The following is a 26,464-nucleotide window of genomic DNA, read 5'->3' on the forward strand; positions in this document are numbered from 1 at the left end:
GGTATGCCGAACGTATTTGATCATAGAACTCCTGCGCCTCAGTTGTTAAATGACGTAATGAGAAAAGTTAATGCTTTAGGTCATGAACCTAGGGTTATTATTGAATTTGACAAAATGGCCTATGTACCAGGAATGAAAAATAAGTTTGAAGTTTGGGACAGAATTCGAGAAGCATCTATTGTGCATCAGGCAGCAGAGGCGACTTTAACAACACCAGTAGCAGGTGCTGAGCCAAGTTCTGTTACAAAAGGTGGAGAGTCAGGGGATAGATTTGAGTATATTAAATGTGCCTTAAATAAATGGGTAAAACATTATAAGTGTCCCAATGTTGCTTATTTCTTTCTATTAGCTGTAGCGAAACATGAAACAGGATTTGGAACATTGGGACAAGGGAAACCTGAAAATGGAAGTTATATAGTAGGATATGGTTGCCCGGGTTCATGCAAGCCTGCATATAAAGGTATAGATACCCAAGCGAAGTATGCTGCAAAACGTTTTTCCGAGGCAATGAGGAGCAGATACGGAAAAATTTCTAATGGATATATGGATGCTAGTGATGTTGATTATTTCCATGAAGGTGGAGATAAAGGGTATAAAAAATGGAAATGGTCAGCAGATGGACCTAATTGGAAAAAACTTGTGAAAAGCTATTTTGATAGAATTATTGGTGAATCTAGTCAAAAAAAATGGCATTGTAAAGAATCTGGTTCTATTATTAATAAAAATCTGTTTCCAAAGCATTCTACAAATCTAAATGTTTCGAAGAAGGAAGACTGTGGTTGTGAGAAAGCTGAGACTTATACAATTGAGGAACAAAGGAAAGAAGTTCATAATGCAAGCTCTAATGCGTTATCCGGTGCTACTTTTCCTGTTGAAGGAATTTCATTTGGAAATGGTGCGAAAGTATCTTCACACCATATGAAACATAAGGGCGGAGGTGCACGTTCAGGGCATAAGGGTACTGATATTGTACATACATCCCAAGGTAAGATTAATGGTATGTGGGTAGTAGCGGCTTGGGCTGGATATGTACATAAAGCTTATAAAAGTACATCTTATGGTAATTGTGTAATGATTCAACATGGTAATGGATATATGACAGTTTATGCCCACATGCAAAATAATTCTTTACAGGTTCGAAAAGGTGATTTAGTTAATCCAGGAACACGTTTAGGAAAAGCCGGGAATACAGGTCAATCTTATGGTGCTCATTTACACTTTGAAATTTGGAAAGGTGAATGGATTTATGGTGGAAATAATCATATTGATCCATATCCTGTTTTAACAGGTGCTCAAAAATTGGGAGTAGCACCAAGCGGTGGAGATAATAATGGCGGTGGTAACACGGGCGGAAATGGTGAAGGTGGTGGAGATGATAATAGTACAGGAAATGGAAGTGGTGTTAGTCAACCACCACCCCAAATGACCATTACCCAAAATATTAAGTTTAATAAGTGTTTTGATAGGGATGCAAATCTGGATGGAAATTGGCACGGACAAGAGAACATAACCCATTTTACAGCTTGGTCAACAGGTGAAAAGTATTTAGGCTTTAATGAGAATATTGCCAAAGGAGCCGTTGAAGATTTTGGATATAAACATAACTTCTCTTCAGACGGATTTTATGAATATGCTTTCTATGCAGATCTTAAAGAAGGAGATTCTGTAACGGTTACATATGACGGAATGATTGTAAAACGATATACAAAAGAGAACAATACAACACAACCTACATATGAACCTCCAGTTTATGCAAAATGGGTTGCAAGTGATATACAAGGAGTCAATTCACATATATTAGATTTCTCCTTAAATAATGTAAGTGGTGAGGCTGTATTTGGACTAAAATGCTTTAAAGTAGTGGAAATTGAAACTCAATACGGCGCACAATATGTTGATGAAAGAATTAAGGCTCGTAAACGTGATGTATGGGTTGATACAGGGGCATTTGTATACGATAAAACCTTTACAGTAGACCAAGATGTATTACAGTGGGAGATAAATAGCCATTTTGACGCCAGAGTCGCAACTGCAAGAATTACTTTAGACAATAAACATGGTATTTATTCTCCTACATATGAACGAGCCAATATCTTCCCTGAAAATTTAAGAGAAGCAGAGATGTCATATTATGAGAATGGTGCAATCAGACATGTGTTAAGTGAAGCTACCCCAGTACGTATTTATGCAGGCTATGGTGAAAACCTAGTAAGGGTTTTTACAGGACGTATAAGAGGAGAAATTGAGCAAAATTCTGATGAAAAAACAATTACTATTAATTGTGTAGATATGTACGATATGTTAGAAGAACATGTTTTTGATAGGGTCCTAACTTTTCCTCGAAGAGATGAGATACATGGTGATGAAAAACAACCAGTAACCATGTGGGTTAAATCATCTATTATTCATAATATCGTAAATGAGGCAGGAATGATTGGATGGAGAATCCATGAAGATGATTTGAGATATGCTGATGCAATCATTGAAGAAACGTATTATATTGATATTGATAGGGGTGGGAAAAAGGCAATCGTCTGGGATACTAAAAGTCAACAATATGTTGAAAAAGATATAGCAACTGTACAAGATGCACAAGGTTATAAAAATCCTTATGTACAGGCGATAGATTTTTTAGAAGGTACAAGGGCATCTGATGCGGTTCATGAAGTGATTGGAGATATTATGTATCGCTCCTACTGTGATCGTTATGGAACATTTAGATTGGAAAATATCCGTAAAATTAATGCAAGTGAGGCAAAATGGTCATTTATAGATGGTGAGAATTTATATTCTCTTTCCACTTCTATTGACCATTCTCGTATACGTAATCATCTTATTATTGTTGGTAATGGTGGGCAAATTGAGCATTTTGTAGATAAAGATCTTCTTATATCTACAAAGGGTAATATGAGAACGGCTAAGATTGTTGCTGATTGGATTGATGAGCGATTTGGTTCAAATGCAAGAGGAACCAAAGAGGATATTTCGAACAAATTATTTTTTGATATGAAAAGACAAGCCCGTACTTTTAATGCCGTTGTTAAAGGAAATCCAATGATAGAGTTATTAGATGGTTGTTATGTTTATGATAGTAATACTTCTAATGCAGGGTATTATGTCATAAAAGGGAACCGACTTGTTGGAAATAAGGAAGGGATGTTAAATTTCCTAGAATTTACTTGGCATGACAAAGAGAATTATTATAGCTAAAAAAACAAGGAGATTCCTACAGAACGTTAGGAATCTCCTTGTTTTTTCTTATAATGCTATGGAAAGCGAGGTGGGAAAATGGCGCAAAAGAGTCATATGAACGTAAATGATGTATATCCAATACTTGATATGATCAATAGAAAAGTTAATCAAGGAAAGGGAACAAGACACCATTTTACTAGTCCGCTATTCAATAATGATAACGACAATGGTGTAACAACATTGAATTCTTCTCAATGGCAAGTAGAGTCATTTGAAGTCATAAGGGAAACAGAAAATTCAATAGCTAATCATGTAATTAATGAGATTAGAATTATTTATCGAAATGGTGCAATAGATAAAATCTCTTTAGTCCGTGGGCTCAATCCACCTGTATCTGATGAAATTCAAGATTATGAGTACATCAACAATATTATGATTACAGAAGTTTCTATAAGAACAAAGTGGTTTGGTAAATTCCAAGAATTTGTTGCAAAGATTACAAGGGAAAATGATTACGGTAATTTTAAAAAGGTTAAACTTACGTATTTTGACTCGGAATGGGGCTCGAGTGAGGAAGAAATCGAAGAAGATTCTATACCGTCTAAATATGAAAATCCATCTGATTTTTATAACGGTAAATATAGTAATTATGAAGAAGTGATAGTAGAAGATTATGTAGACTATGCAGAAATAGGATATGCATCTAATGAAGAAATTGAAATCTCTCCAGATGGTTGGTCTGATGGATACAATCCATCGTCTCCTGTAGATGTGAATGTGGAACTCGGACCAAAGGTAACAGATGAAATTTAGAGAGGAGGTCCTACATGAGTTTTGGAGCAAATGTAGTAGTTGGAGGGGAAATAGATAGAGTAGGTAGATTGGGTGGTGGACGTTTAGATTATCCATTTATGCCTACAAAAACAGTTCCTTATATAAAGGGGAAAATTTTAGAGGTACTAGGTACTTTAGGGCACTTTGATATTCAATTTATCCCTGATTTTGATATTGAGCTGGTTTCCGTAGCTGTAGGAGCGTCTAGATATCATTCCTTTGATAATTGGAGTTTGTTTATTGGAGATAATCATAAAAATAACTACATATTTGATGAAATATATACGAAGGATTTACCAGAAGGTGCTTATTTAATGGCTGTGAAAACAGTAAAAGCAGGTACCCCAATTACATTCCGCTTTGATAATAAAGGTGGGCAATCGAAATATGTTTGGATAAACTTTCAATGTTTAAGGGATAATCCCAACAAATAAGAGAGGTGGATATAAATGCCTTGGGTAGAGGAAACATTAAGACACGATAATTTTTTAGATGATATGTTTGATAAAGTATTTAGAAGATTTAAAGATAAATCAGGTAATTACTGGTGGCAGAATTTTAACAATCAAGTTCCAAAAGTAGATCTATATAAAATTACTTTTGAAAAAGGGTTATTTGTAAAAGGAGAAGAGGGATATCTAACCCCTTTTGAATCTCGAGAAGGTATGTTATGCATCACTCGGCATATGATTATGCGTAGGTGGGATAATGAGTATTTAGCATTCGCACAGTCAACAGGGGCTGTAAAAATTAACACTAAAGATATTCCTAGAGAAAAAGAAGGTTTCTTAGAATGGATTTCTAATTTTTATAGAAAATCTGTAGACTATACAACTGTTTATTCATACACACTAGACACATATGCTGGATATACGCATTATGTATCACCTAGTGGTGAACTTGCTCCAGTTACTATCATGAGTGAAAATCATGGTTTGGATATATTTAGGGATAGCATGGATATAGAGTACTACGGTGAGGATGAATACTATGAAAGTATGAAACAATCACCGATTATTACCATGCAATTAAAAGGAGATACAGGTGATTTAGTTGCCTCCATAGGGAAATTAAATTATCGAACTAATACGAATTGGTGGGGGGACTCTTTAATTCAGTTAAAAGGTGTATTTGATGAGACAAGTGCATTTTTCACATTAAAAGTAGATTCGGCTCCTAGCTGGGAAAATAATATGGTGACTTTAATTCCCTTTTTCTTTGGAAATCTAGTATCTAAAAATACATCTTCGAAAAATGAAACACCAATCGCTATGCTTGGAGGTAGGCAAGTAGGAGAATTTTTTGACTTTGATAGTATAGAGACTAAAACTGAAATTTTACAACCTATCACAAGAAATTATGTAAACCATCCATCAAACGGAGTAGATTCCGTTATGATCAAAAAAACAAAATATGGAGCACGTTATCAAGAACATTTTTTACGTTGGAACGTGCCACCTAATCTAATGCCACCTACTCGTGAAGAATTAAGAATGGTCAAAAATGCACAAGGAACCGAGAAGGAGGAAGAATATGCTCGTAAGTACCCAAGGGCATGGAATTATTTAAGATATGGTTACTATCAATACGATTTTCATGCATCTAGGTATAGTAATAAGATTCATACATCTCGTGCAACAGTCATGCATCCTGAAGATGGGGTATTAGGGTATATTCCTAATATCGTACTTCTGCCCGTTATTAATGTTTCCGAAGGTGAGAAGTTAGTGTTCCCTTATTGGTGTGAAGAATGTAATGAATCTCAATATCAACCTGAGGTACCTAAAGAATCTACTAAATTAGAGTGGGGAATTGCTAAGAGTACAAGCGAACTGAATAATCTTCATGTGCATTTAGGAGATTCAACCAATAATTCTAATTCCAATTCTGATAAAGGTAATAAATTTTCTTATTATTGCGATGGGGCAGTAAGGGCACAAGCAGTAGATGATACTTATTGGAATCCCTCTGTTATTACGCAAGATTATTTGGCTAACAGCACAGATGGTATTGGAAAGGAATTAAGCAAATCGTTCTGGGAGGGGCGAAATGATTGGTTAGATTATTTACAGGAGCCTCAAAGTCAGTATCATTTGGATAACTCTAAAATAAAAATTGAAGATTTTCATAAATTTTTATGGAAAACTTTAAAAGATATTAAAGATGAAGGTTATAGTTTACAAGATAGATGGCTAGATTTTAACGAGTGGGGAAAGGCAAATTTACCTTGTTTAAATGAATTGCAAAAAGCCTCAGTATTTATGTCAGCTAAACTCAATAAACCTGTCTTATTTTTCCCAGGTTCAGAGGGGTTTTTAAAGGGCGATATATTAGATAAAATGCTTCCTTTAATTAAGAAAGTACCAAGTGCTATATATGATTGGATTGACTTTAATAACGTATTTATTGAAAACGAAGATGATACAGGTCTTGTTGGAGCTTGGGTAATGGATAGTTTTGCTACAGCCATGCATAGTAATGGGAAAAAGGAAAATATTTTATCTTCTTTTCGTTCTCTAGTTAACTTTGAACCTCAGGTGCTGCTTTATAATATTTCAGCTGCCAAGGCACATCGCCCATATGACTATATAAAACCTAACATAGGTTTTGGCAGTCATGTTGTTGATGGAGAATATAAAGCATATTATTTACAGGATATGACTGATGATAATTATATACCTTATGTTGCCGCAGAAGTAGCTGTACATGAGATGGGTCATGCATTATCTAATTATGGATATGACATATTAGGTGAAAAACTACATGAAATGCAAGAATGGTTAAATATTAGTGGGTGGATCGAGAATATTGATGGTTCATTTAATGAACTAACGAAAAGCTCGCCGGGTACAGCGTTAGATAATGGAAAACTTGCTCCGGTATCAGATTATGGATGTTTTAGCCCGGCCGAAGATTTTGCTGAGGCCTTTATGATGTATATCATTAATAGACAATTTTTAGCTAGAAATTTTAAAGATAAACACGATTTTATAGTTAATAAATTAAAAGAAATGGGTATTGATCCAAAACTGTAGGAGGTAAAATATAATGATTCTTAAGATAAAAAGAGGAGAAGATTTTGCCTTTATTGATAATGAAGGTGATATTCAACATCAAGTCAGAGTAAGCGGTAATAATGAATCTCTTGTAAAATCTTTGGATAATATTTTGAATGTTCAAACTGGAATAAGGTTTAGAGGAGAAATTAAGGGGATTCCACATAAATTAATTACAAAGAGCGGAAAAAATCCTCCAACAATCAATAAATCTAATAAATTATATCTTATGGAATATTTTAAAAGAGACTTAGAATTACAAGGCTTTACCGTGGAAATTATAAAAGCGTAGAGGTGATTTTGATATGGCATTAACTCCCGTTCCTAATTTATCAGTACCGCAAAATAAAGGGTTTAAAGGAACTGATTCACTACCAATTATACATTCAATTAGATGGAGGCATTTACCATCCAGGTACATTTTTAAAGACGTAGATGACGTAATTACATATCATTCTCATGGGCCACTTACCATAGATATTAACAAGCATGGTGTATCTTACCTTGATGTTTATTTCCTAAAAGATACTGATATCGTTGAAGTAACAGCATATATCAGATTTTTAAGAGAAAAAGATCAGCTTTTAATAGAGGAACCCTATAAAATTGGAGAAGCTGGGGCAGTAATTGCTTTAGAGGATGATGAAGTAAACCATGAATTAAGGAGAGTTAAAGGAATTGCTTTTACGCAAAAAGACCTAGGTGATGGTACACCTATGTACGACTTTATGAATATGTCTAAAGAAGGCATTTATGAAGTCTGGATAAAAGTAATTACAGGGTTAGGAAAAGAAATGCATTTAAGGGTTCCTTTTCAATGGGACAACTTGGTGCCTAGCGTTCCTCCAGAAAAAGATGGTCATGATTCTGATGATGCGGGCAAGGATAACAAAAAATCAGAATATAATGATGAATATTACGTGACGATTGTAGAGGGGGACTCAGCTTTTACTAAAAGGCCTTCTACCCATTTTAGAATGGCAGGTATAGGTATGTTAAAAGATGCGGGTTGTTTTAAAAGAATAGAGACTCCTGTATTAGAACCAATTTCAAGGCCTTCAAAAATACAGATTATTAATGATATCCCAATTAGTAGCTGTGGTTTAAATTTAATTACATCACGATTTAATAAGGTAGTAGGAGAGGTTGTTACATTCTCGCTTGTACACACAAATAAATCTGGTATTCTACGCATTGATACGAACTATGATAAGAATGGTTTAAAGAGTCTTGGGAATGGAACATTTAAAGTTATTAATAAGGGCGTATATAAAATTACATTTATTGTAACGTATAACGATGGACAAGAATGTATAACTGAGGGGACTATTATTGGCGAATTTATTTGTGAATTAAACATTATTGGTCCTTCTTTAAAATCACATGTAGGAGATTCAATTGTTCTTCATTTAGATCATGGACAAAATAGTTCAGCTTCTAATATAGGTGTACTTGTTCAAACCCCTCCTAAAGTCATGCAGACAGGAAATTACACTTTTACTAGTAGTTCACCAGGAGTATATTCAATTAAATTTATCGTTGATTATGGTTTTGGAGTTTGCGAAAAAATAGTGAATATTGAATTTATATCAAAAAATATTCCCCCTGGAAAACCAGAAGGCGAAGGCGGAAAACCAGAAGGCGAAGGCGGAAAACCAGAAGGCGAAGGCGGAAAACCAGAAGGCGAAGGCGGAAAACCAGAAGGTGAAGGTGGAAAACCAGAAGGCGAAGGCGGAAAACCAGAAGGCGAAGGCGGAAAACCAGAAGGTGAAGGTGGAAAGCCAGAAGGCGAAGGTGAGAAACCAGGTAAAAATGTACTAAAATGCGGACAAACGGCACAGGGTGGCATGGGATATGGGGAATATATTCATGCTGTAAGTGAAGATGGCATCTGCTATGTTGAATATGATTTCTTCTCTGCACCAGATAGGATGCGAGTATTTGTTAATAATGAATTAATTTATGATACTTCACGTAAAATGGAAAAAGAAGGAAGTCCGTTTGGTTTTTATTATAAACCTGATGATGGGGAATTAAGAGTAGTAATGAATGATGGTCAAGATAAAGGAAGCAGGTGGAGTTATACCCTTTATTGTGGAAGTAGTGTACCTTCGGATGTAAAACTAAAAGCTAAAATTATTAATTAGACATGAGTGTTGTTAACAGAATAAAAAGACTACTTATAATGAATTTAAGTAATTAGTTGCAACTTATTACCTACTCATAACGATAACTAAGTTGCAGAATAAGGGCGGGTAAAATCTCGTCCTTAATTAATAGAAAGAGAGGTGTAGAAATGCCGTATATTGATAGCACACCTGCACTTTCCCCTTATAAGGTTCGTGAAGGTAACTTACAACACGGTTTTATGGATTTACTGATTAAACACGGCTGGACCAAAGTAGTAGAGTTTAAAAAAGCTGTAACAGGGTCTTATTATGTTACAGATCATCCTTTAGAAGGAAGGCATGATGAAAAATTTACAGTTGCCAATCATATTATTCTACGTAATGCACGAGGTGATTTGTTTGGTTTTGCTGTAGTTGCAGATTGGAAGGAGTTTACTGCTCATGATAAAGGGATTCCATATTACAATGCTTTTAAATCAACAGCTACTGAAAAAGAGGCCCTTATTAACTATATGGCCAAAGAATTTGAAAAAAGAAAAGTAAATACATCTCTTTATTTTTATATGTTGGAAAAATTACCAGATGTAAAAGAGGGAGATAAATTATTTACCCCATGGGGAACGGGATCTAGTGCAGATGAAAAACGACTTCAAATGGCTTTAGATATTGAAGTTACACAAATTGATTTTAAATCTACAAGTGCTGGTTCAGAATTTGTAAAGCAAGCGAATCCTGTTGTGATGCAGTCGCCTATTGTAGAGTCATCTCTACGTTCACCATTACTTGAAAATATTGATTACCCTTATATGCATACAAATTGGTGGGTTGATTCGGAAATTAATATTAAAGGACATATTGACAGTAATAGTCTTTTCTTAATTATCCAAACGGATAATACACCAATGTGGGAAAATAATGTCGTACCTATTGTACCGATTTACTTTGGCGATATTGAAGCAATAGATGAAGGTGATCCTGCTATCGCATTATTCGCAGGAACTGTTCCAAAAGGTACTGATACAAATGGCGTTGCTGCTTATAACTTTGATGATATTAAGATTAAAGGTGGGCGTCAAATTATGCCTGTCCTGAAAAAATATCCTTCTAATCCATCTAATGGTGTTGACTCTGTAATGGTGAGTCGTACTAAATTAGGTTCTCGTTATCAAAGTTATTACTTGTCTTGGAATGCACCTGCACAAGATATGCCTCCTAAGCGTGTATCTGAAGTAGGTAATAAACAATACCCACGAGCATGGGAACGAATTAATAATTATCAATTCAATCCTTCACGTTATTCGGATAAAGTACAAACTTCATTTATTTATCTGATTCATCCAGAAGAAGGAGTAAGAGGATATTTAAAGAACTCTGTAGGATTTAATTCAATTAATATGGGATCTAGTGAATTAAGAATTCGTCAAGAGAGTTGTCCAGAAAAGGTTTTTGATGTATATCAGTGTGTCCCAGTTAGTGCAATTTCACCACTAACGAAGCGACCATCCACACAATTTCGACCAATGGGATTAGGGTTGTACAAAGAAGCACTAAATACTTCTAAGAAACCAGCAGCGAATAAGACTCTAGTTAATGTTTCTAACCTAAAAGCTACAAATCTACAAGAAGGAACTGTATTACTTACTTGGACAAATCCGAATGATATGGAGCTCTCAACGGTTAACATCTTCGTAAATGGTATGAAGTATGCAACAGGTGTCACTGAAGTAGAATCATATACTATTAAAAATGTGACAAAAGGAAATGGTGTAAAAATTAAACTAGTTTCTGTAGACATGAAAGGAAATGAATCTGCAGGTATTGAAGTATCTGTGAACGTAATGTAGTAATGCAACTTACATGTTATGAAAGAAAGGTACCTACCTATAATATACATGACATAGAAGAATTGCTATTTATAAAACTAATTAACCTATTATTAAAATAAAATGATTAAGTGGGTGATGAGATGCCATATATTGATTCAACTCCTCAGGATTATCCCTCTAAGTTTGAAGAAGATAACTTGCAGGACGTATTTGCACAAATGTTAATTGATAACGGTTGGACGTTAGTGAGGAACTTTTATAAAGCTGCGGTAGATACTAGGGCGTACAATCGCCGAACGGATCAAGTCAATTATGCAATTGCAAGACATACCATTTTTAGAAATGCAGATGGGAAATTGCTAGGTTTTGCGACAATTAGCCAATTCCCTCTTAAGTACAAGTATGAGAAAAAACAGCCTATTCGTAGACCTCACGATGATACCGATCCTAATGATCCTAACTTTAAAATGAAACCTACTTGGGATGAATGGATTAAACAAAAGTATGTAGATAATACAACAAGAACAAACTTGTATTTCTATATGTTAGAGAAGTTACCAAACTCTAATCTTGTTAAAGAAGATGGTATTGTTTCTATCGTTACTATGCCAGGTATGGGTGGTACATCCTTTGAGCAAGACAGAGATAGGGATAGAGATGACTGGTCTAAGTGGTGGTATGAGTATTTTGAAGGAAACTACCATGTAGAAGATAGAGACTACGATCCAGAAGACTTAATTTATGAAGAAAAATTATTATCAGCTTCTCCTTTCCATGTAATACGTTCAGCACTAGATATTGAAGTGTTAGAAACACGTTGGGATACTGATATGCAAGAAGCGGTAATTGAAAAAGCTGATCCTCGTGTAATGCAGTCACCAATTGTTAAGACTACATTGCGCGCTGAATTTTTAGAGCATATAAACGATCCTTTATGGCATACGAACTGGTGGACAGATTCAGAAGTTCGTGTCAAAGGTCATATTGATAGCACAACATTTTTCCTAGTTCTTCAAGCTGATACAGCCCCTGTTTGGGAGAAGAATTTGGTTCCGACTATACCGCTATATTTCGGTAAAATAAATTCTTTAGATGGAGATAAAGATGAAGGCTATGCATTATTTTCAGGAACGATTCCACCTGTAAAGCGTGTGGATTCAACTAGAAAAGAAACTACATTTTCTTGGCGGAAAATTATGCCTGGAGATACAATCCTTTATGTAAATGATGCGACGAAATTACCTGAGGCACCAGCGTTGTTAACGATTAATGGTACAGAGGTAGTTAAACTTATTGAGAAAAAAGGTAACTATTTAACTGTTGAACGTGCGCAACTTGGAACATTCATGCGTGCACCTTATTGGGACACAGGTGCGACAATTGCTCGTCTATCGACTAACAACGCTAGCAAACGAGTGAAGAATGAAGATGTAGTATCTTTATTTGATTTTGATGATCCTGGCGCAACTGTTGGCGAAACAATTTATCCTTTACTTAAATTGTATCCACATCATTCTTCAAATGGTGTAGATTCTGTAATGGTTTCCCGTTCAAGATTTGGTGCACGTTATCAGGCTCACTATCTCTCATGGAACGCACCTTCGAACCAGCTACCACCAAATAGAGTAGATGAAATTGGTAAGAAATATCCGAGAGCATATAATCCGGTTGAAAAAACTAACAATTATAAATATCAATTTAATACTTCCCGATACTCAGATAAAGTACACTCCTCTCGAATTTATGTAGTTCATCCTGAAGAGGGTGTGAGGGGGTATTTAGATAAAGCAATTGGTTTTAACTCACAAGGAATGAGTGCAACGAACTTACGTGTTGCAAAACAAAACTGTCCGGAAAAAGTTTATGAAATGTATAAACCACATAGTATAGGTGCGGTATCTCCTCTAACGAAGCTACCTGTTACACCTTTCCGTCCTGTAGGTTTGGGGATTTATTCTGAGGACTTTAATCCAAATGAAGTTCCTCACGACATTAAGAATGATAAAACTCCTCCAGGAGAAGTGAAGATTACTAAAGTATTAAGTCCAATATCACAGACTATTGATGTAGAATTTGAACTTCCTACAGATAAGGATTTAAAGCATGTCAATATCTACTTAGATGGTAAGATCTATGCTACTGGAATTACTGGAACAACTTATTATAGATTAATGGGATTAAACACAGGATTTAAACCTGAGATCAAAATTACTACGGTGGATTCAGCCGGTAACGAATCTGTAGGTATTACTGCAACACCTATAGAGGTTTCTTAATAAATATAGAAGGGGTGACCAATATGTCATTAATTAATACAGATGGATTTTTCGATGTAGATTTGTCCGTGCAACTTCTACCTTTAGATTTAGAGAAGTTGTTTAATGCGGGAGGATGGAGTACTTTAGGGAAATACCGTGCGGTATCGCCTTTAACAGATGCAAATGGAAAGAAGGATCCATACCGAAAAACTTTTGCTGAAACTTTTCTATTTGAATCGAAAGGTAGTGATAAACAACATCGCTACTTTGGATTCACGACAGGTTATGGTGGAAATGTGAGAAAGCTTGGAGAGGAACCTGTAATTTCAAAAGATACATTTTTAGGTGAAATGAAGGATGTAACTCCTAGTGGGGCCAAAAAAACAAAGACAGTATTTGAATTTATGGTTAAACCCGTTATTCCTTCTAGTGTAATTTTATATCGTGAAGATGGTTCAATGATTGACCAAGCTACAACAAAGTATTTAATAGATGGAGAGAAAGGGACGGTAACATTCAATGATAGTCAAGTAGGTAAGGTTCTTTCTACATACTCGCTTACAGATAATGCTCCTGATCTAGTAAAACGCTTATGGTTCTTTACGTTTGAAGGATTTATCCCTACTCGATTTATTTTACGTTCTGAACGCCCTGACTTGGCTGAGTTAGAAGACAAAAAAGGTGGAGTATTTAGCTTTAAAATGAAGAAAGGGAACCAACGTATCCGCGAGAATTCATATAAGTTCTATGATAAATTAACTGGAACAGTACCTCTTGATTCCGCTGATTATACTGTGGACCATGAGGCCGGTACAGTAACGTTTTCAGGAGGAACTGAGCCGTTAGCATTATTCGCTGACTATGAACTAGAATATGTAAAAGATGCAAACGGTAATTATGGAGATATTGAAGTAAATAAGTTTAATCCGCAAGTTCCAACAGAACTTATGGGGGCAGCTTATGATGCAGTTCGCTTTGTTTATCCTTCATTACCAACAGCCGTATCGTTTATTCCGCAAAATGATATCGGTTTAGGATGGGGACGAGATTCTCAAGTTTATTATTGGGGAAATATTACAAAGGATCGTATCGTTTCTTACTTCCGTTTAGATCCTGCGCCGGATCCTGAAAGTACGTTCTTTGCACCATTATATATTGGACGTCTATCGACAATTGGTAAGACTCCTCGAATGAATAATGTAATTATTGGTGGAGCTCGTTCTGATGATGAGATTCAATATAAGGCGGGTATGAAATTAGGACGTAGTGTAGTTGACTATGGTGTAAATACATCTAATGGTAATAGTTCTGTACTTGTACAACGAACTGTTGGCGGGGCAATGTATCAAAAACACTATTTAGCATTTATTACTCATGATGCTGACGTAGATCCAAGCCATGAGTCTCGTTTTAATCCGTCTGTATATTCTAATAAATATCACATTTCGCCAATGTATATTGTTCATCCTTCTGATGGTTATGTGGGTAGACTAGATGAAGTTTATGCAATTCATCCAAAAAATATCTCACAATTAGATGAACTAGAAGTAAAAGAACGATCTGAAAACGAGCAAGTAGGTACAGGAGATGGAGCAATCAAAGAGTTTCATTTATTCCATAGACCTACAATCGATGATGAATTTGAAGTTCGCTTAGTAAGTTCAGCTGGATGTAATACGTTAACTAAAACGAATTATGTTGAATATAAAGCAGATACACCTCCAGCTGCTGGGAAATTTACAGTAGATGGTTCTACCAAACGATTAATTTTGGGTGATGCTCCAAAAGATCGCGTAGAAGTGATTGTTTCTTATAATTACGCCCAAACATATCGTTACACTTTAGCAGATACACCTAGAACACCTTTCCGTTTAGCGAACATGACTCCATATGCTCCTATTGGACTTGGTTTCTTAAAAGAAAATTTATAATAACCGCAACTAAGTCATGACTTGTACCGAATACTACGGTGCAAGTCTTACTTTGTCGAAAGGTGGGTGGTGGAAAATGAGTAACAGTAAGCATTATTTACTCAGTTTCACTACCCTTTTTTATAATAAAAAGGGATATGTATTCAGGTTCAATCGTCATCAAAATGTACCTAATCTAGATGTTGTCCCATTGGCTTTTGATCCTTGGAATAGGTATAGTGCGTTAGCTTTAGATGATATGAAAATGGGTACAAAAGTGAAACGAGCGGCTGGTGCGATGCACTCTGTATTAGCTGATTACAAAACTATATTTGAAGGCTCCAATTTAAATTTAGAAAAAGGTAGTCTTATTTATATAGCGGAGGTAGGAGAAGCGTTAACTAGAGGGGATAAAAGTGCACGACAAGGGAATTTAATAGAAATAACAGAGAATAAGGATTTTTACGCTTATTTTGGAGAGGTTATTAGTCAAATTAATACAAATCTAGTTAAGAAACTAAACAAATATGACTTGAAATCTAGTAAAAAGTCGATGATTCATACAGAAACTCCATTTGAATTTAAAAGTAGTAATAAGAGGGTTTATAGTGAAAGGAATTCGTATGATTTTGGCTTTTTGAAAGAGTTAATTGGAGAAAATATTAGTTTAGAACTACTCGAGTTATTACCGAGTTTTGGTCATAATCAAGTAAAAGAATTAGCAGATGTATTATTTAAAAGTGGGCAAATCAATACTGAAGAAAGGTTACTAACCTTACAATATGGCGAGAAAGTTGTAGAAATAGCAAAAGCTAATTTTTTAAAAGTGGTTTGGGATGCTCTCTATAGCCAATTGGATAAGGGTAACAAATTAAGTGAATTTGGGAAAGAGCCCAATAAGATTGAGAATTTTAAAGTTATTTTTACAAGTTATCCTGATGAAGGAATATTAAAAGGAAAAGATACACCAATTCAAGGCGTTCTGAATTTAGGAGATATAGGTGAATCCTATAAAGGAATTTTAGGTTTTCTAGAAAAGCATGAAATGAGTAATGGAAATAAGCTGTTATCAAGTAAGGTTGCAAATACTGAAACAGGATCTTTAATTGCATTAGAAGGAAACGTTTCTCAGGATAGTAGGGGGAATTATCATTTATATGGATTAGTCCCATTTGATGTATATGAGGCGTATATTGAACCTAAAATTTACGAGGGTGTGTCTCATATAGCTTCATTAAGTGAAGCTAGTGAAGTCTATAGATTAATGAATCAGAAAGCTTCATTAGATGAAACAAGAAACGTACATGATGTAATTATTCAGGGTTTAGGTGCAGGTAAGAATATTTCAGACGTAAGAGTAGATTCAATGACAGTGCCAAGGGCAAATGTGAATTATACTTTGAACGATTTTAGTCAGTACATTGGTAGTACCTCTTTCAAGTCTGTAAAACAGCTAATTCATAAAATGGAAGATAGTAAATCTTATCAGTATACGAAGAATAGTGAGAAATTTATCATTGCAGATAAGTATAAAAATGTTCAAAATAATTTATCAGGATTTGAATTAGGTCAGGTTTACCATTCTGGTTCTGAGTCACTGAATATGGAAAAAATACAAAGCAAATCATTTAAGTATGGATTTGAAGATTCAGTATTAAATAGTAACTTTAGTAGTCATTATCAAGCGAATGTTACTACTTTATTGGATAGCACAGAATTTATTCGTGAAGCAGAAAAGTTAAATCTACTTAGTGGGGATAGAAATTACCAAGTTGGTGAAAAGGTTGTTATAAATTCCGGTGAAACATTTCAGATTCAAAATGGTCATTTGAATAATTTAGAGAATGGCGCTAATCGTTATGCTTTTAAAGGGGAATTAATAGCTATAGAACAGGCCTTTAGCAATGAGGATATGATAGATGTTGAACTTAACGAGTTAAATACAATGCAAACTCACTCTTTATTAAAGGACGCTAAAATAGATGGTTTTTCTTCAAGTGTGTTGGAACAATGTGAAGATGTAGTGGTTACACATGTAGTAAAAAAGAGTGAAAAGAAAAAAACAAATGAAACAGAAATTGAACAAAATATTTCTGTTAAAAATAGTGTAGCTGATTATGAGGTAACTATAGAAAATGAAATTAAGTATCATCTAGATAAAGAATTTGACACATTTATTTCAACAACTATCTTAAGTGATCAAAGAGAAATCTTAGTTGATATTTCGAATGACTATGGAGATTTTGGGGAGATAGAGAAGAATTTAGAACTTTGTGTAGAAGAACAAAGTGTAGTAAATAAACCCGAAAAGAACATGGAAATTCAGCAAGACACACTGATTAATTCAAAACTTGAAAAGATATTTGAATCTTATATTCAAGATAGTAATGTAGTAAATCAATTGAAACAAGAAAAAGAAATAAATTTAGTGAAATATTTAGATGCTAAAAGTGAAAAGGTATTGAATACGGATGTATCAACCAGCATGATAGCAGATGATATACAGAGAGAAGAAAAAGCTCATGTTGATAATCTAATTGGATTGGAATTAGAAAATATAGTTGAAACCTATATTCAAAATAACGATTCAGCAGCGCTTGCAGAACGAGAAGAAGAGCCCAATGAAATATATCTAATTGATGCTGTTCTAGATAATACAAGAGACTTGTATTTATTAGATAGTAATAGAGCGAATCAAACTGATCATAAAGAACAGGTATATATTGAGAAGTTAGTGAGTTCGAAACATGAAAAAATATTAGAAACGTATGTACAAAGCGGTAATATGGCAGAACAAAATGAAAATAGAAAAGAAACGCTTGAGACGTATGTACAAAATAGTAATAAAGCAAAACGAATGAACGAAGAAGAACTACATGTCGAGAAGCTATTAAGCACTAATCTTGAAAAAACGTTAGAAACGTATGCGCAAACTGGTGAGATAGCAGAACAAATTGAATACGAAGAAGAAACAGCTGTAGAGAAACTGTTAGGCATGAATCTGGAAGAAACGCTAGAAATGCATGTGCAAAGTATGGATAGATTGGATCAATTACAACGTGAAGAAGAAATACATGTCGATAAACCACTAAGTATGAATTTGGAGAAAATACTAGAAACGTATGCGCAAAGTGGTGAGATAGCAGAACAAATCGAACGCGAAGAAGAAACAACAGTAGAGAAATTGTTAGGCATGAATCTGGAAGAAACGTTAGAAATGCATGTCGATAAACCGCTAAGCATGAATCTTGAAAAAACACTAGAAACGTATGTGCAAAATGGTGAGATAGCAGCCCAAATTGAACGCGAAGAAGAATTACACGTCGATAAATTACTAGATATGAATCTGGAAGAAACGCTAGAAGTGTATATGCAAAGTGACGATAGAGCATTTCAAAATCTTCGTGAAGAGGAAAATTACCTCATTAATCTAAGTACAGCAAAATCTGATGGGATAATTGATAGTGTTGTCTATAAGGAAAATACAATGTCAAATATGGCTGAAAAAGACAATGGTATTCTATTGGATTATGTATCAGAAGGTATAGTAGGAGAGACTTATGAAACGTTAATAGAAGAGGTAGAACCATTAATTATTCATAAAGAATATGAAACAATGATACAAGATGTAGAAAGCGCATTAAGTGGAAGTGAAATCCACGTTGCAGTAGAAAGAAAACATTTAGCTCATCTGTTTAACATATTTGATATTGAAATGAACAATCAAGTACTAACCAATATAGGGAAAGAAAAGGATGCTACCATTGAAGATACAGTTTCAGGTAATCAAACAAATGAAATTGGAGTTGTAGTTACTGATGGGGCTCTTATGAGTTTGGGAGATACTTATGAGTCAATTATTGATCCTACTATTAAAGGTGAAATGGGTGCAACTATAGACACTGTAGTTATAGATGCGAATTTAGCAGATCACCATGCATCAAATGAAGTGGATATTGCAACAATTGAATTCGTAAATAGTGGTAATGATAGAGAAACAACATTAGAAGAAATAGAGTTTGCAGGTTCAGAAAGTAATTTCGAAACTACTATAAATCACTATGATTTTGCGAGTAATAGTCAAGAAACAGATTCAATTATAAACAATAATGAAATGGCAATTTCGGGAATTCATGTAGATACAGAGGTAGAAGAAAGTACCTTAGCAGAATGTAATGTATTCTTAGATGTTATCGAAGAACAATTTGATAAAACAATATTACGTAAAAATAGAAAAATGACAATAGAAGATGAAATGCAAACAGAACAGGTAAATAAGAAGAAAATAAGGATTTTCCAAGAAGAAGAGGGAAGTTCAAGTAATGAAACTATAATGATACTGGATGAAGAAGAACAGATAAACATTAATTCTGCTTCAAATATCACAATAGATAGTGAAACTACAACGAAAAAATTAATATCAAATACAATGTCTATAGAAGATGAGGAATTGTTAAATATTAATAAAGGGAATTATGGATTTATTGATGGAATTGATGAGGGAATGCATTCGAATTCAAATATAATTTCTATAGAAAATGAAGTGGATTTAAATATTGAAAGAAAGCATGAAATGAATGTAATTGATGAAGATGATACAGGTATAGGCTTACCTGAACCAGATAAGCCATGGGATGAAAAAGAAAAGGATAAAGTATGGCTCATTATGGGTAAACCATTCCCTGCATGGAATGGTTGGAATATTAAGAAGACGCGATAGGAGGAAGTTACTATTGAGCATTCATAGGGTTCAGACTGGACTTATTTTTGATGATAATTTCGAAACACTTGATTCACGTTGGATCGTATCCCCTACTGACTCTTATACGTACAGTGATTCTGATAAACAATTAGTACTTAAACACAACTCTACTGATAGAAGTACAAATGCTCTTTTTTCTCTTCCTCAAAATGAAGATGAATTGTTACTACAAGTGCATTCGAACTATACACCAAAATATTTGGGAGATGAAGGTGGTCTCGTTATTTGGAAGAATGCTCTTGAGAAAGTTGAGTTTTTGGAAAGTGAAGATAGCATTCATGAGAATACCTATAATATTTGGAGAACAGTAAAAAAACAAAATCTGTGGACCTTTTTTGCAGAGCGAGGAAATGCGTGGGAGCTATTTGACTCAACAATTTGTATCGATCCAGCTATGGCTGGAGTTGTATTAAAAGGGACGCCAAGAGATGGGTATACACCCCTTATTGTAGAAAGGGTTATCTTATGTAAGGGTACAAATATTAGTGTTGGTAATTTAAATAGTTTTTATAAAGTTGAGTTAATTGATTATGAAAGAAATGTTGTAACTACTCAAATAGTTCCAGATGGATATTCAGGTATAGACATCGAATTACCTACCATTCCTTTTAAGGGGAAAATTAGAGTTTACGATAAGAATGAGACAGGTGAGTATGTTTTAATAGATGAACAAAAAGAATATGCTGAAATGTACGGCGGCGATCTGTTTTTAAGAGGTACAAATTTAAAAGTAAAATGGAAAGGCCAAGAGTTAAGTGAAACAAAAGCTACACATTTAGGTGCACTGAAAAGTGACATAATTGAACAAAAATTGACTGTCTTAAACGATACTTCGGGAAATGTAGCAGAGAATATTGAAATTCAGATTGCTGTTTATAAAAAAGAGTTTGGCTGGGGATGGTGTGATCTTGCCACAGACAACAACGGTACTCCTAATCAATATGAAGATACAACAATACGTATCGGAACGTTACATGAAGGAGAATCAAAGGATTTTTGGGTGAGAATTGCTAGGGTCGATACAACCGATCCTGAAAAAATAAAACAACAGATGAGACCTTCACACTTCTTCTTGGAAATAAGAAACGAATAAGGGGTGGCTAAATGGGAACAAGAATGAAGCTCCATAGATATAGTCCTATCACAAAAGATTGGGATGAAATATTACACGTTGTTGATCAGGATTTCGTGAAAACATATGGTACATCAAATCCTATTTTACCAGTTGGTCATACTTATGAACCAAATAAAGGGCTATTAAAAGTGTATTATAATGGCCGGCGTTTACTAAGCGGAGTTGATTATATTGAGCTGGATGATTATCACATCCATTTAGGTGTAGGTTCAAAAAATGAAGAGCGTTCTATACAGCTACAAATTGGTGATGAGGTGTACATAGAAGTCTATAAAAACCAATATTGTAGTAGGGGGCAAGCTACTATTAGTGGAACGCAATTTTATGACTTACAAAAGGAAATATATGATGCTCGGCAATTCAGAGAGAGTGATAAACCTCATATTTCGTTAGATGCACGTTTAGATGAAATACAACGCCAGTTAGAATTGGTGTACGGTGGAAATTCAAGTGTAGATATAGACTATGAATATAATGAAAGAGGTCAAATTATTCGTGAAATTATCACGGGAGATCATACTATTATTCGAGAGTTTACGTATTATGAGAACGAGGCACCTATGGTCAAGGGTGAATTGAAAACAGAGACTGTATATTATACAGATGGTCTTGGAAGTCTATCTCAACAGGTTACAAGGGAATTTTCATATGATCCTGCAACTAGAAGACTATTAAAGACAACAGTACGAGGGGATAGCTAAGTCTATCCCTTTGTTAATTTCCAATGGAAAGTTCTTATAATGACAGTGCATACCTCGATTTATAAGGAGGATAAATTTATGGATTTTATTGCTTACAATAGAGCACATCTCAATAACAGGCGTATACGGAAGCTTGACGATAAAGTGATGGTATTTGTTGTGCCATCTATTGTACAAGTAGGTATTGTTCGTACAGAATTACGTTTCCCTTATGAGGGAGAGTTAATTGATGCGTATGTAACGTGCGGCACAATGGGAGAATCAAAAACGTGTATCGACATTGAAAGATGCAGTCAAAGTTCATATGATACAACACCTATTTGGCATAGCATTCTTGCTGATGAACTTGTTATTGATGGGAAGAGCAAATCTAATCGTACGTCCTCTACACCATATTCTTTTAAACCGTCACAACTAGCTGTTAATCGTGATGATCACTTTAGAATCAATATCAAAGAGGTAGGTAAGGGCGTAAAAGATATTACTGTAGAGTTGGTAGTTGAATTAGCTCTCGAAGAATAATAAACAATTCATCACAACTTTATAAAGAGATGTAGCGATAATTAAAGTGTAAATAAAAATTAGGAGGTCATTTATATGCCAGCACCACAAGTGAATTGGAGAAAACAAGACAACTCAGGAGCTGTACCGTCTTGGAATATTGGGACCATTGATGCAGGAACACCTTCCTCTGATTTTGGAGTATTAATTTGGAATAACTTTGCGGGAACAACAGATTTATCTACTATGACAAACTGTACTATTACGACAAAAGATAGTGCAGGTGGTAATACGGGTGAGTTAGTAACAAATAAATGGGTTGAGGTGACTGTTGCATCGGCAGCTGAAACTGGCCGTACACCTATTGGAGGTAATTCTACTCATCCAATCCAGGCGGGAGGAAATTCAACGAATACTGATGGTACGTTTTCTCCAAATGCAAATGAAATTTTAGGTGTTAAAAATGATGGTAATAAAACGAATGCAAAAGGAAATTATGCAGAAGTTATTCTTCGTGCCAATGTCCCAGGTAACGCGACAGCAGGAAACGTAGCATTCTTAACACGTGTTGCATATCAGTACGTATAAAAAATAGTTACTTCAATGCAATGAGGTAGGGGGAAGCAAATTGATTTTACAAAATGATAAATATACACATTCTCCTGTGGCACAGGATTTTATCTGGGTGGCTGAGTATCCTGACGGTACTCATCTCCCAGAGTTTGATTTTAATACAAAAGAAGAGAATAGCTTTTATAAGATTGATAGAAAAAAGCTTTTCCGATTTGGATTAATTGGTCACGGTAATAAAATTTATTTTGAGCGTGATGGTATTTTCAATATAGCAGGTCATCGCATTCAATTCTTTTATGAATTTGATGGGAAAACCATACCTTTAAATGGTGATTTTAAGTATGACATTAACGATATTATCACATTTAAAGATGCGGAAGCATCAGGACTTGTGGCTGGTTTTCAGGGAAACGGAGTGTTATCGAACCGTATTACTCATTACAGCTTGGGTTATAAAACGAATATTAATGTAGAGAGTATTAATTTTCATTTTAAACCCATTGTAAAACTTCCACTTAATCAACCTGCCATGATTAATTTACGAATGGTAGCTGATCAGAAATTAGATGGCAAAGTGATTATAGTAAATAATGGACGAGTAGCTTTTGAAACTAAAGCGCCTCTTGAACCTAATATAGGTGGTGAATTGAATTGGATAATTCAGTAAAGTTAACAAGAGATCAACTTCTAAATATCCTTTATGGTACGTCTTATAACATGGATGGGAGTGTAGTAAAAGATACTGAAAAGATTCGAAACTACACAATAGAAGTTATAGATAAGAAAGTTCACTTAAAAACATTTAATATACCGGTTCAAATTTTAGTAGAAGATAAATGGTGTGATATTGAAAATGTAGTAAGTGATGAAGATTTAAGTCTAGTATATTCAACATTTCAAGAAGTTCATCTGGACAGTGAAATTATTTTAGATACAGATGATCCGACAGGTATTTCTGTACGAAGTCGTGAACGTGTTCGCGATTTATCTAATTTAATTTCTGAAGCAGGTATTGTTTTGCCACGGGAATTTACTTGGGTAGACGGGGCATCTGAAACAAGCGGCGTTATTATTTTACCTCAAGATGACTACGACAAAGTATTTATTGCTACTGATCCGGACAAAGATGGAAATCCTTTAATTGTCTTTATTGAACAAAAGACAGAAAAAGATCAAGAAAGACCATACTTTGTAAAAGAAAAAGGTAAGACATATATATATGTTGACCATTTCTCTGGTGGAGGGGGAACACAATCTAGTCCCTATTTAGTTGAGGATGAAAAGGATTTACATAATGTCCGAAGTAACTTAGGCGCTTACTACACGCAAACAAAGGATATTATTATGACTAGTTATCAAACTGGTTCTGGTTTTGCTCCAATTACTAGCTTTAAAGGTTACTATGATGGTGCGGGATATGATATTAAAGATTTATATATTAATCGTTCCCAATCTAATATTGGCTTATTTGGTGAACAAACCGGTGGAACTATTAAGCGTGTTCGATTAGTTAATGTAAATATCGTGGCCAATGGATCAATGGTAGGTGCTTTAGTAGGAAAGTCTGATGGAGATGTTGAAGATTGTGCTGTAATTTCGGGAACAGTTAAAAATGAGGGGAGCTCTGCTCAACATACAGGTGGTCTAGTCGGTTACCAAAATGCAGGGAGTATCATTAGAAGCTACAGTCATGCGGATGTGATGTCTTCAGGTAATAACTGTGGTGGTTTTGTAGGAACTGTTAATGGTGGATCTGTATCTCAATGTTTCTCAACAGGTTCTGTTACTGATTTAACAGTTGCTAAAAATGCTTCGAATCATGGGGGGTTTGTAGGTTCAGGAAGCAGCATATATTCTTGCTATTACAATCTTACAAAACAAGGCGGAGTAGCTAAGGGTGGAGGCAATGCAATTAATGAAGCAGACATGAAAAAAGCTTCTTCATATTCGTTTGATTATCAGAATTTTTGGTATGTTGGTGATTATAAAGTTAATAAGGGATATCCTGAGAATAGGAAGTTTATTAAGTATAGAAAAGGTAAAGGTACTTCAAATGATCCATTCCTAATTTATAATCAATTTGATTTAGAACAGGTCCGTCATTTCGCGGATAAACATTTTCGTATGGAAAATGATATTATATTGAACTATCCCAAGTCGGGTTATGGTTGGCTGCCAATTGGAATGGGGATGAGTAATTATAATAATGGCTGGTTTGCTAATGTTTTTGAAGGTAATTTTGATGGGAATAGTAAGGCTATAGGTAACCTTTATATGTATAGACGTTCATCTAGTAATGTTGGGCTATTTTACGAATTATCTAATTACGCTATTGTGAAAAATCTGACTATTATTGATGTTGACATGGAAGTTGGTAATCAATCAGGTATTGTAGTGGGTAAAATGGGGGATTATTCTAAATTAATTAATGTAAGTGTAAAAATGTTTAACTCATTTAATTATAAGGCTTTCGCTGGTTCAGGAAACGGAAATGGTTCGGGAGGATTGGTAGGTAATATGGGTGACGGAGCTATTATAGAAAATTGTCACTTCGATGCCCCGATTCAACAGCAAAGTGGGTATTTTGGAGGTATTGTAGGTACTACAAGTAAGAGAGCCAATATATCAAAATGTACTGTATCAGGTATTTTTGACCAAGTCAATGGTTATATGGGTGGGATTATTGGTAATATACCTTATATAGTATACTCTTCAAAAGGTAGTCAAGATATTATGGTGCAGGATTGCGTAGTCCATGCCGATATGCGTAAAGCATCTAGCTCTTCCGGTGTTGTTGGCGGAGTTCATTATAGAAAGCACGAGTATTATAATTCTAGTAGAAATAGCCAAGATGGGGTTTGGAATGTAAAGATTTCTAGAGTAATTATTACAGGTTATGCAAGAGCATCAGCTCTATACAACTCGACGTGTGATTATAATTATACAGGAGAAACTCCCCAAGTAACATATTTTATTACAGGTTGGACAATTGATAATAGCTTCTATAATAGAAATAATACTAGCTCAGGATCTTATAATGCACTCGAAGCCAAATATACACCAGAAATTCGACATCCTTCCACTTACGGTGCCTACGACTTCGTGAATATTTGGGCATTTGATGAAAAGAATCGAGATGGGGATCCCGTATTAATAAAACACATCCCACCAAAACTTCCGATTTTAGGTTTTAGAAATGAAATAGGCCTGTACTATACTGATGAAGCAGGTAATATTTTACGATATTTAGAATATGGAACTTTGGTAGCGGGTAGTACCTCTGAGGCTTATCCTGTATGGCTGCAGAATAATGCTGATTTCCCTGTTAAGGATATGAAAGTTTGGGTTGATCCACCTACAGTAAAACCAGGTATTACAGTCCAACTAAGTTTATCAAACAATCCTTTTGTACCTGTAGATGAAATACCTTTCCCTGGGACTATACCTATTGGAGACGCTAGACAGTTTTATATTAGGTTCTTGTCCGAAGTTACAGTTACAGAGGGTGGTACATTTGATATGAAGGCAAAAGCAAGTCCTGCTTAATGAGCTTTTCATCTCAATACAATGGGATTGGATGTGATTAG

Annotated in this window: 16 protein-coding genes; all 16 read left to right on the forward strand. The window is 34.9% G+C overall.

Features of this window, described 5'->3' with window-relative positions:
- Positions 1 to 3: 3 nt before the first annotated feature.
- Positions 4 to 3,210 (forward strand): M23 family metallopeptidase, encoded by a 3,207-nt coding sequence (locus BM089_RS04325; RefSeq protein ID WP_090976060.1) that lies wholly within the window; start codon positions 4 to 6, stop codon positions 3,208 to 3,210.
- 78 nt (positions 3,211 to 3,288) lie between these two features.
- Entirely contained in the window at positions 3,289 to 4,005 is a 717-nt protein-coding gene (locus BM089_RS04330) for a hypothetical protein (RefSeq protein WP_090976062.1), read from the forward strand.
- Between the two features lie 14 nt (positions 4,006 to 4,019).
- Positions 4,020 to 4,460 (forward strand): hypothetical protein, encoded by a 441-nt coding sequence (locus BM089_RS04335; RefSeq protein WP_088047548.1) that lies wholly within the window; start codon positions 4,020 to 4,022, stop codon positions 4,458 to 4,460.
- Positions 4,461 to 4,475: 15 nt separating this feature from the next.
- On the forward strand, positions 4,476 to 7,061 hold the full coding sequence (locus tag BM089_RS04340; RefSeq protein WP_090976065.1) for a hypothetical protein: 2,586 nt from the start codon (positions 4,476 to 4,478) through the stop codon (positions 7,059 to 7,061).
- A gap of 13 nt (positions 7,062 to 7,074) precedes the next feature.
- Positions 7,075 to 7,374 carry a hypothetical protein gene (locus tag BM089_RS04345; RefSeq protein ID WP_000601027.1) on the forward strand — a complete coding sequence of 100 codons (300 nt, stop codon included), beginning with the start codon at positions 7,075 to 7,077 and terminating at the stop codon, positions 7,372 to 7,374.
- Between the two features lie 13 nt (positions 7,375 to 7,387).
- Positions 7,388 to 9,229 carry a hypothetical protein gene (locus BM089_RS04350; protein ID WP_090976067.1) on the forward strand — a complete coding sequence of 614 codons (1,842 nt, stop codon included), beginning with the start codon at positions 7,388 to 7,390 and terminating at the stop codon, positions 9,227 to 9,229.
- Between the two features lie 149 nt (positions 9,230 to 9,378).
- Complete coding sequence (locus BM089_RS04355) at positions 9,379 to 11,055, forward strand: hypothetical protein (protein ID WP_090976069.1); 1,677 nt, start codon at positions 9,379 to 9,381, stop codon at positions 11,053 to 11,055.
- A 122-nt stretch (positions 11,056 to 11,177) separates the two neighbouring features.
- Positions 11,178 to 13,313 carry a hypothetical protein gene (locus tag BM089_RS04360; RefSeq protein ID WP_084064844.1) on the forward strand — a complete coding sequence of 712 codons (2,136 nt, stop codon included), beginning with the start codon at positions 11,178 to 11,180 and terminating at the stop codon, positions 13,311 to 13,313.
- A gap of 23 nt (positions 13,314 to 13,336) precedes the next feature.
- Positions 13,337 to 15,226, forward strand: a complete 1,890-nt coding sequence (locus BM089_RS04365; RefSeq protein ID WP_084064840.1) for a hypothetical protein — start codon at positions 13,337 to 13,339, stop codon at positions 15,224 to 15,226.
- A 76-nt stretch (positions 15,227 to 15,302) separates the two neighbouring features.
- The gene (locus tag BM089_RS04370; protein ID WP_090976070.1) at positions 15,303 to 19,925 is read left to right on the forward strand and encodes a ring-infected erythrocyte surface antigen domain-containing protein; all 4,623 of its coding nucleotides are present in this window, start codon (positions 15,303 to 15,305) and stop codon (positions 19,923 to 19,925) included.
- Between the two features lie 13 nt (positions 19,926 to 19,938).
- Positions 19,939 to 21,060: a hypothetical protein gene (locus tag BM089_RS04375; protein WP_090976072.1), complete on the forward strand. Its 1,122-nt coding sequence runs from the start codon at positions 19,939 to 19,941 to the stop codon at positions 21,058 to 21,060.
- Between the two features lie 11 nt (positions 21,061 to 21,071).
- Positions 21,072 to 21,803 carry a hypothetical protein gene (locus BM089_RS04380; protein ID WP_006916873.1) on the forward strand — a complete coding sequence of 244 codons (732 nt, stop codon included), beginning with the start codon at positions 21,072 to 21,074 and terminating at the stop codon, positions 21,801 to 21,803.
- Positions 21,804 to 21,881: 78 nt separating this feature from the next.
- A complete protein-coding gene (locus BM089_RS04385) occupies positions 21,882 to 22,325 on the forward strand; it encodes a hypothetical protein (RefSeq protein WP_006916875.1) in 444 nt (147 codons plus the stop codon).
- Between the two features lie 75 nt (positions 22,326 to 22,400).
- A complete protein-coding gene (locus tag BM089_RS04390; RefSeq protein ID WP_001111326.1) occupies positions 22,401 to 22,892 on the forward strand; it encodes a hypothetical protein in 492 nt (163 codons plus the stop codon).
- A gap of 40 nt (positions 22,893 to 22,932) precedes the next feature.
- On the forward strand, positions 22,933 to 23,544 hold the full coding sequence (locus BM089_RS04395) for a hypothetical protein (protein ID WP_090976074.1): 612 nt from the start codon (positions 22,933 to 22,935) through the stop codon (positions 23,542 to 23,544).
- Entirely contained in the window at positions 23,529 to 26,423 is a 2,895-nt protein-coding gene (locus BM089_RS04400; RefSeq protein WP_090976076.1) for a halomucin, read from the forward strand. Before BM089_RS04395 ends, BM089_RS04400 begins: the two co-directional genes overlap by 16 nt.
- Positions 26,424 to 26,464 lie beyond the last annotated feature (41 nt).

The organism is Bacillus sp. 5mfcol3.1, from assembly GCF_900114335.1.
Lineage (GTDB): Bacteria > Bacillota > Bacilli > Bacillales > Bacillaceae_G > Bacillus_A > Bacillus_A thuringiensis_S.

What these genes read in the sequence shown, in the direction of transcription:
- BM089_RS04325 (WP_090976060.1), top strand. Translation starts at nt 4, where the DNA reads ATGCCGAACGTATTTGATCATAGAACTCCTGCGCCTCAGTTGTTAAAT.
- BM089_RS04330 (WP_090976062.1), top strand. Translation starts at nt 3,289, where the DNA reads ATGGCGCAAAAGAGTCATATGAACGTAAATGATGTATATCCAATACTT.
- BM089_RS04335 (WP_088047548.1), top strand. Translation starts at nt 4,020, where the DNA reads ATGAGTTTTGGAGCAAATGTAGTAGTTGGAGGGGAAATAGATAGAGTA.
- BM089_RS04340 (WP_090976065.1), top strand. Translation starts at nt 4,476, where the DNA reads ATGCCTTGGGTAGAGGAAACATTAAGACACGATAATTTTTTAGATGAT.
- BM089_RS04345 (WP_000601027.1), top strand. Translation starts at nt 7,075, where the DNA reads ATGATTCTTAAGATAAAAAGAGGAGAAGATTTTGCCTTTATTGATAAT.
- BM089_RS04350 (WP_090976067.1), top strand. Translation starts at nt 7,388, where the DNA reads ATGGCATTAACTCCCGTTCCTAATTTATCAGTACCGCAAAATAAAGGG.
- BM089_RS04355 (WP_090976069.1), top strand. Translation starts at nt 9,379, where the DNA reads ATGCCGTATATTGATAGCACACCTGCACTTTCCCCTTATAAGGTTCGT.
- BM089_RS04360 (WP_084064844.1), top strand. Translation starts at nt 11,178, where the DNA reads ATGCCATATATTGATTCAACTCCTCAGGATTATCCCTCTAAGTTTGAA.
- BM089_RS04365 (WP_084064840.1), top strand. Translation starts at nt 13,337, where the DNA reads ATGTCATTAATTAATACAGATGGATTTTTCGATGTAGATTTGTCCGTG.
- BM089_RS04370 (WP_090976070.1), top strand. Translation starts at nt 15,303, where the DNA reads ATGAGTAACAGTAAGCATTATTTACTCAGTTTCACTACCCTTTTTTAT.
- BM089_RS04380 (WP_006916873.1), top strand. Translation starts at nt 21,072, where the DNA reads ATGGGAACAAGAATGAAGCTCCATAGATATAGTCCTATCACAAAAGAT.
- BM089_RS04385 (WP_006916875.1), top strand. Translation starts at nt 21,882, where the DNA reads ATGGATTTTATTGCTTACAATAGAGCACATCTCAATAACAGGCGTATA.
- BM089_RS04390 (WP_001111326.1), top strand. Translation starts at nt 22,401, where the DNA reads ATGCCAGCACCACAAGTGAATTGGAGAAAACAAGACAACTCAGGAGCT.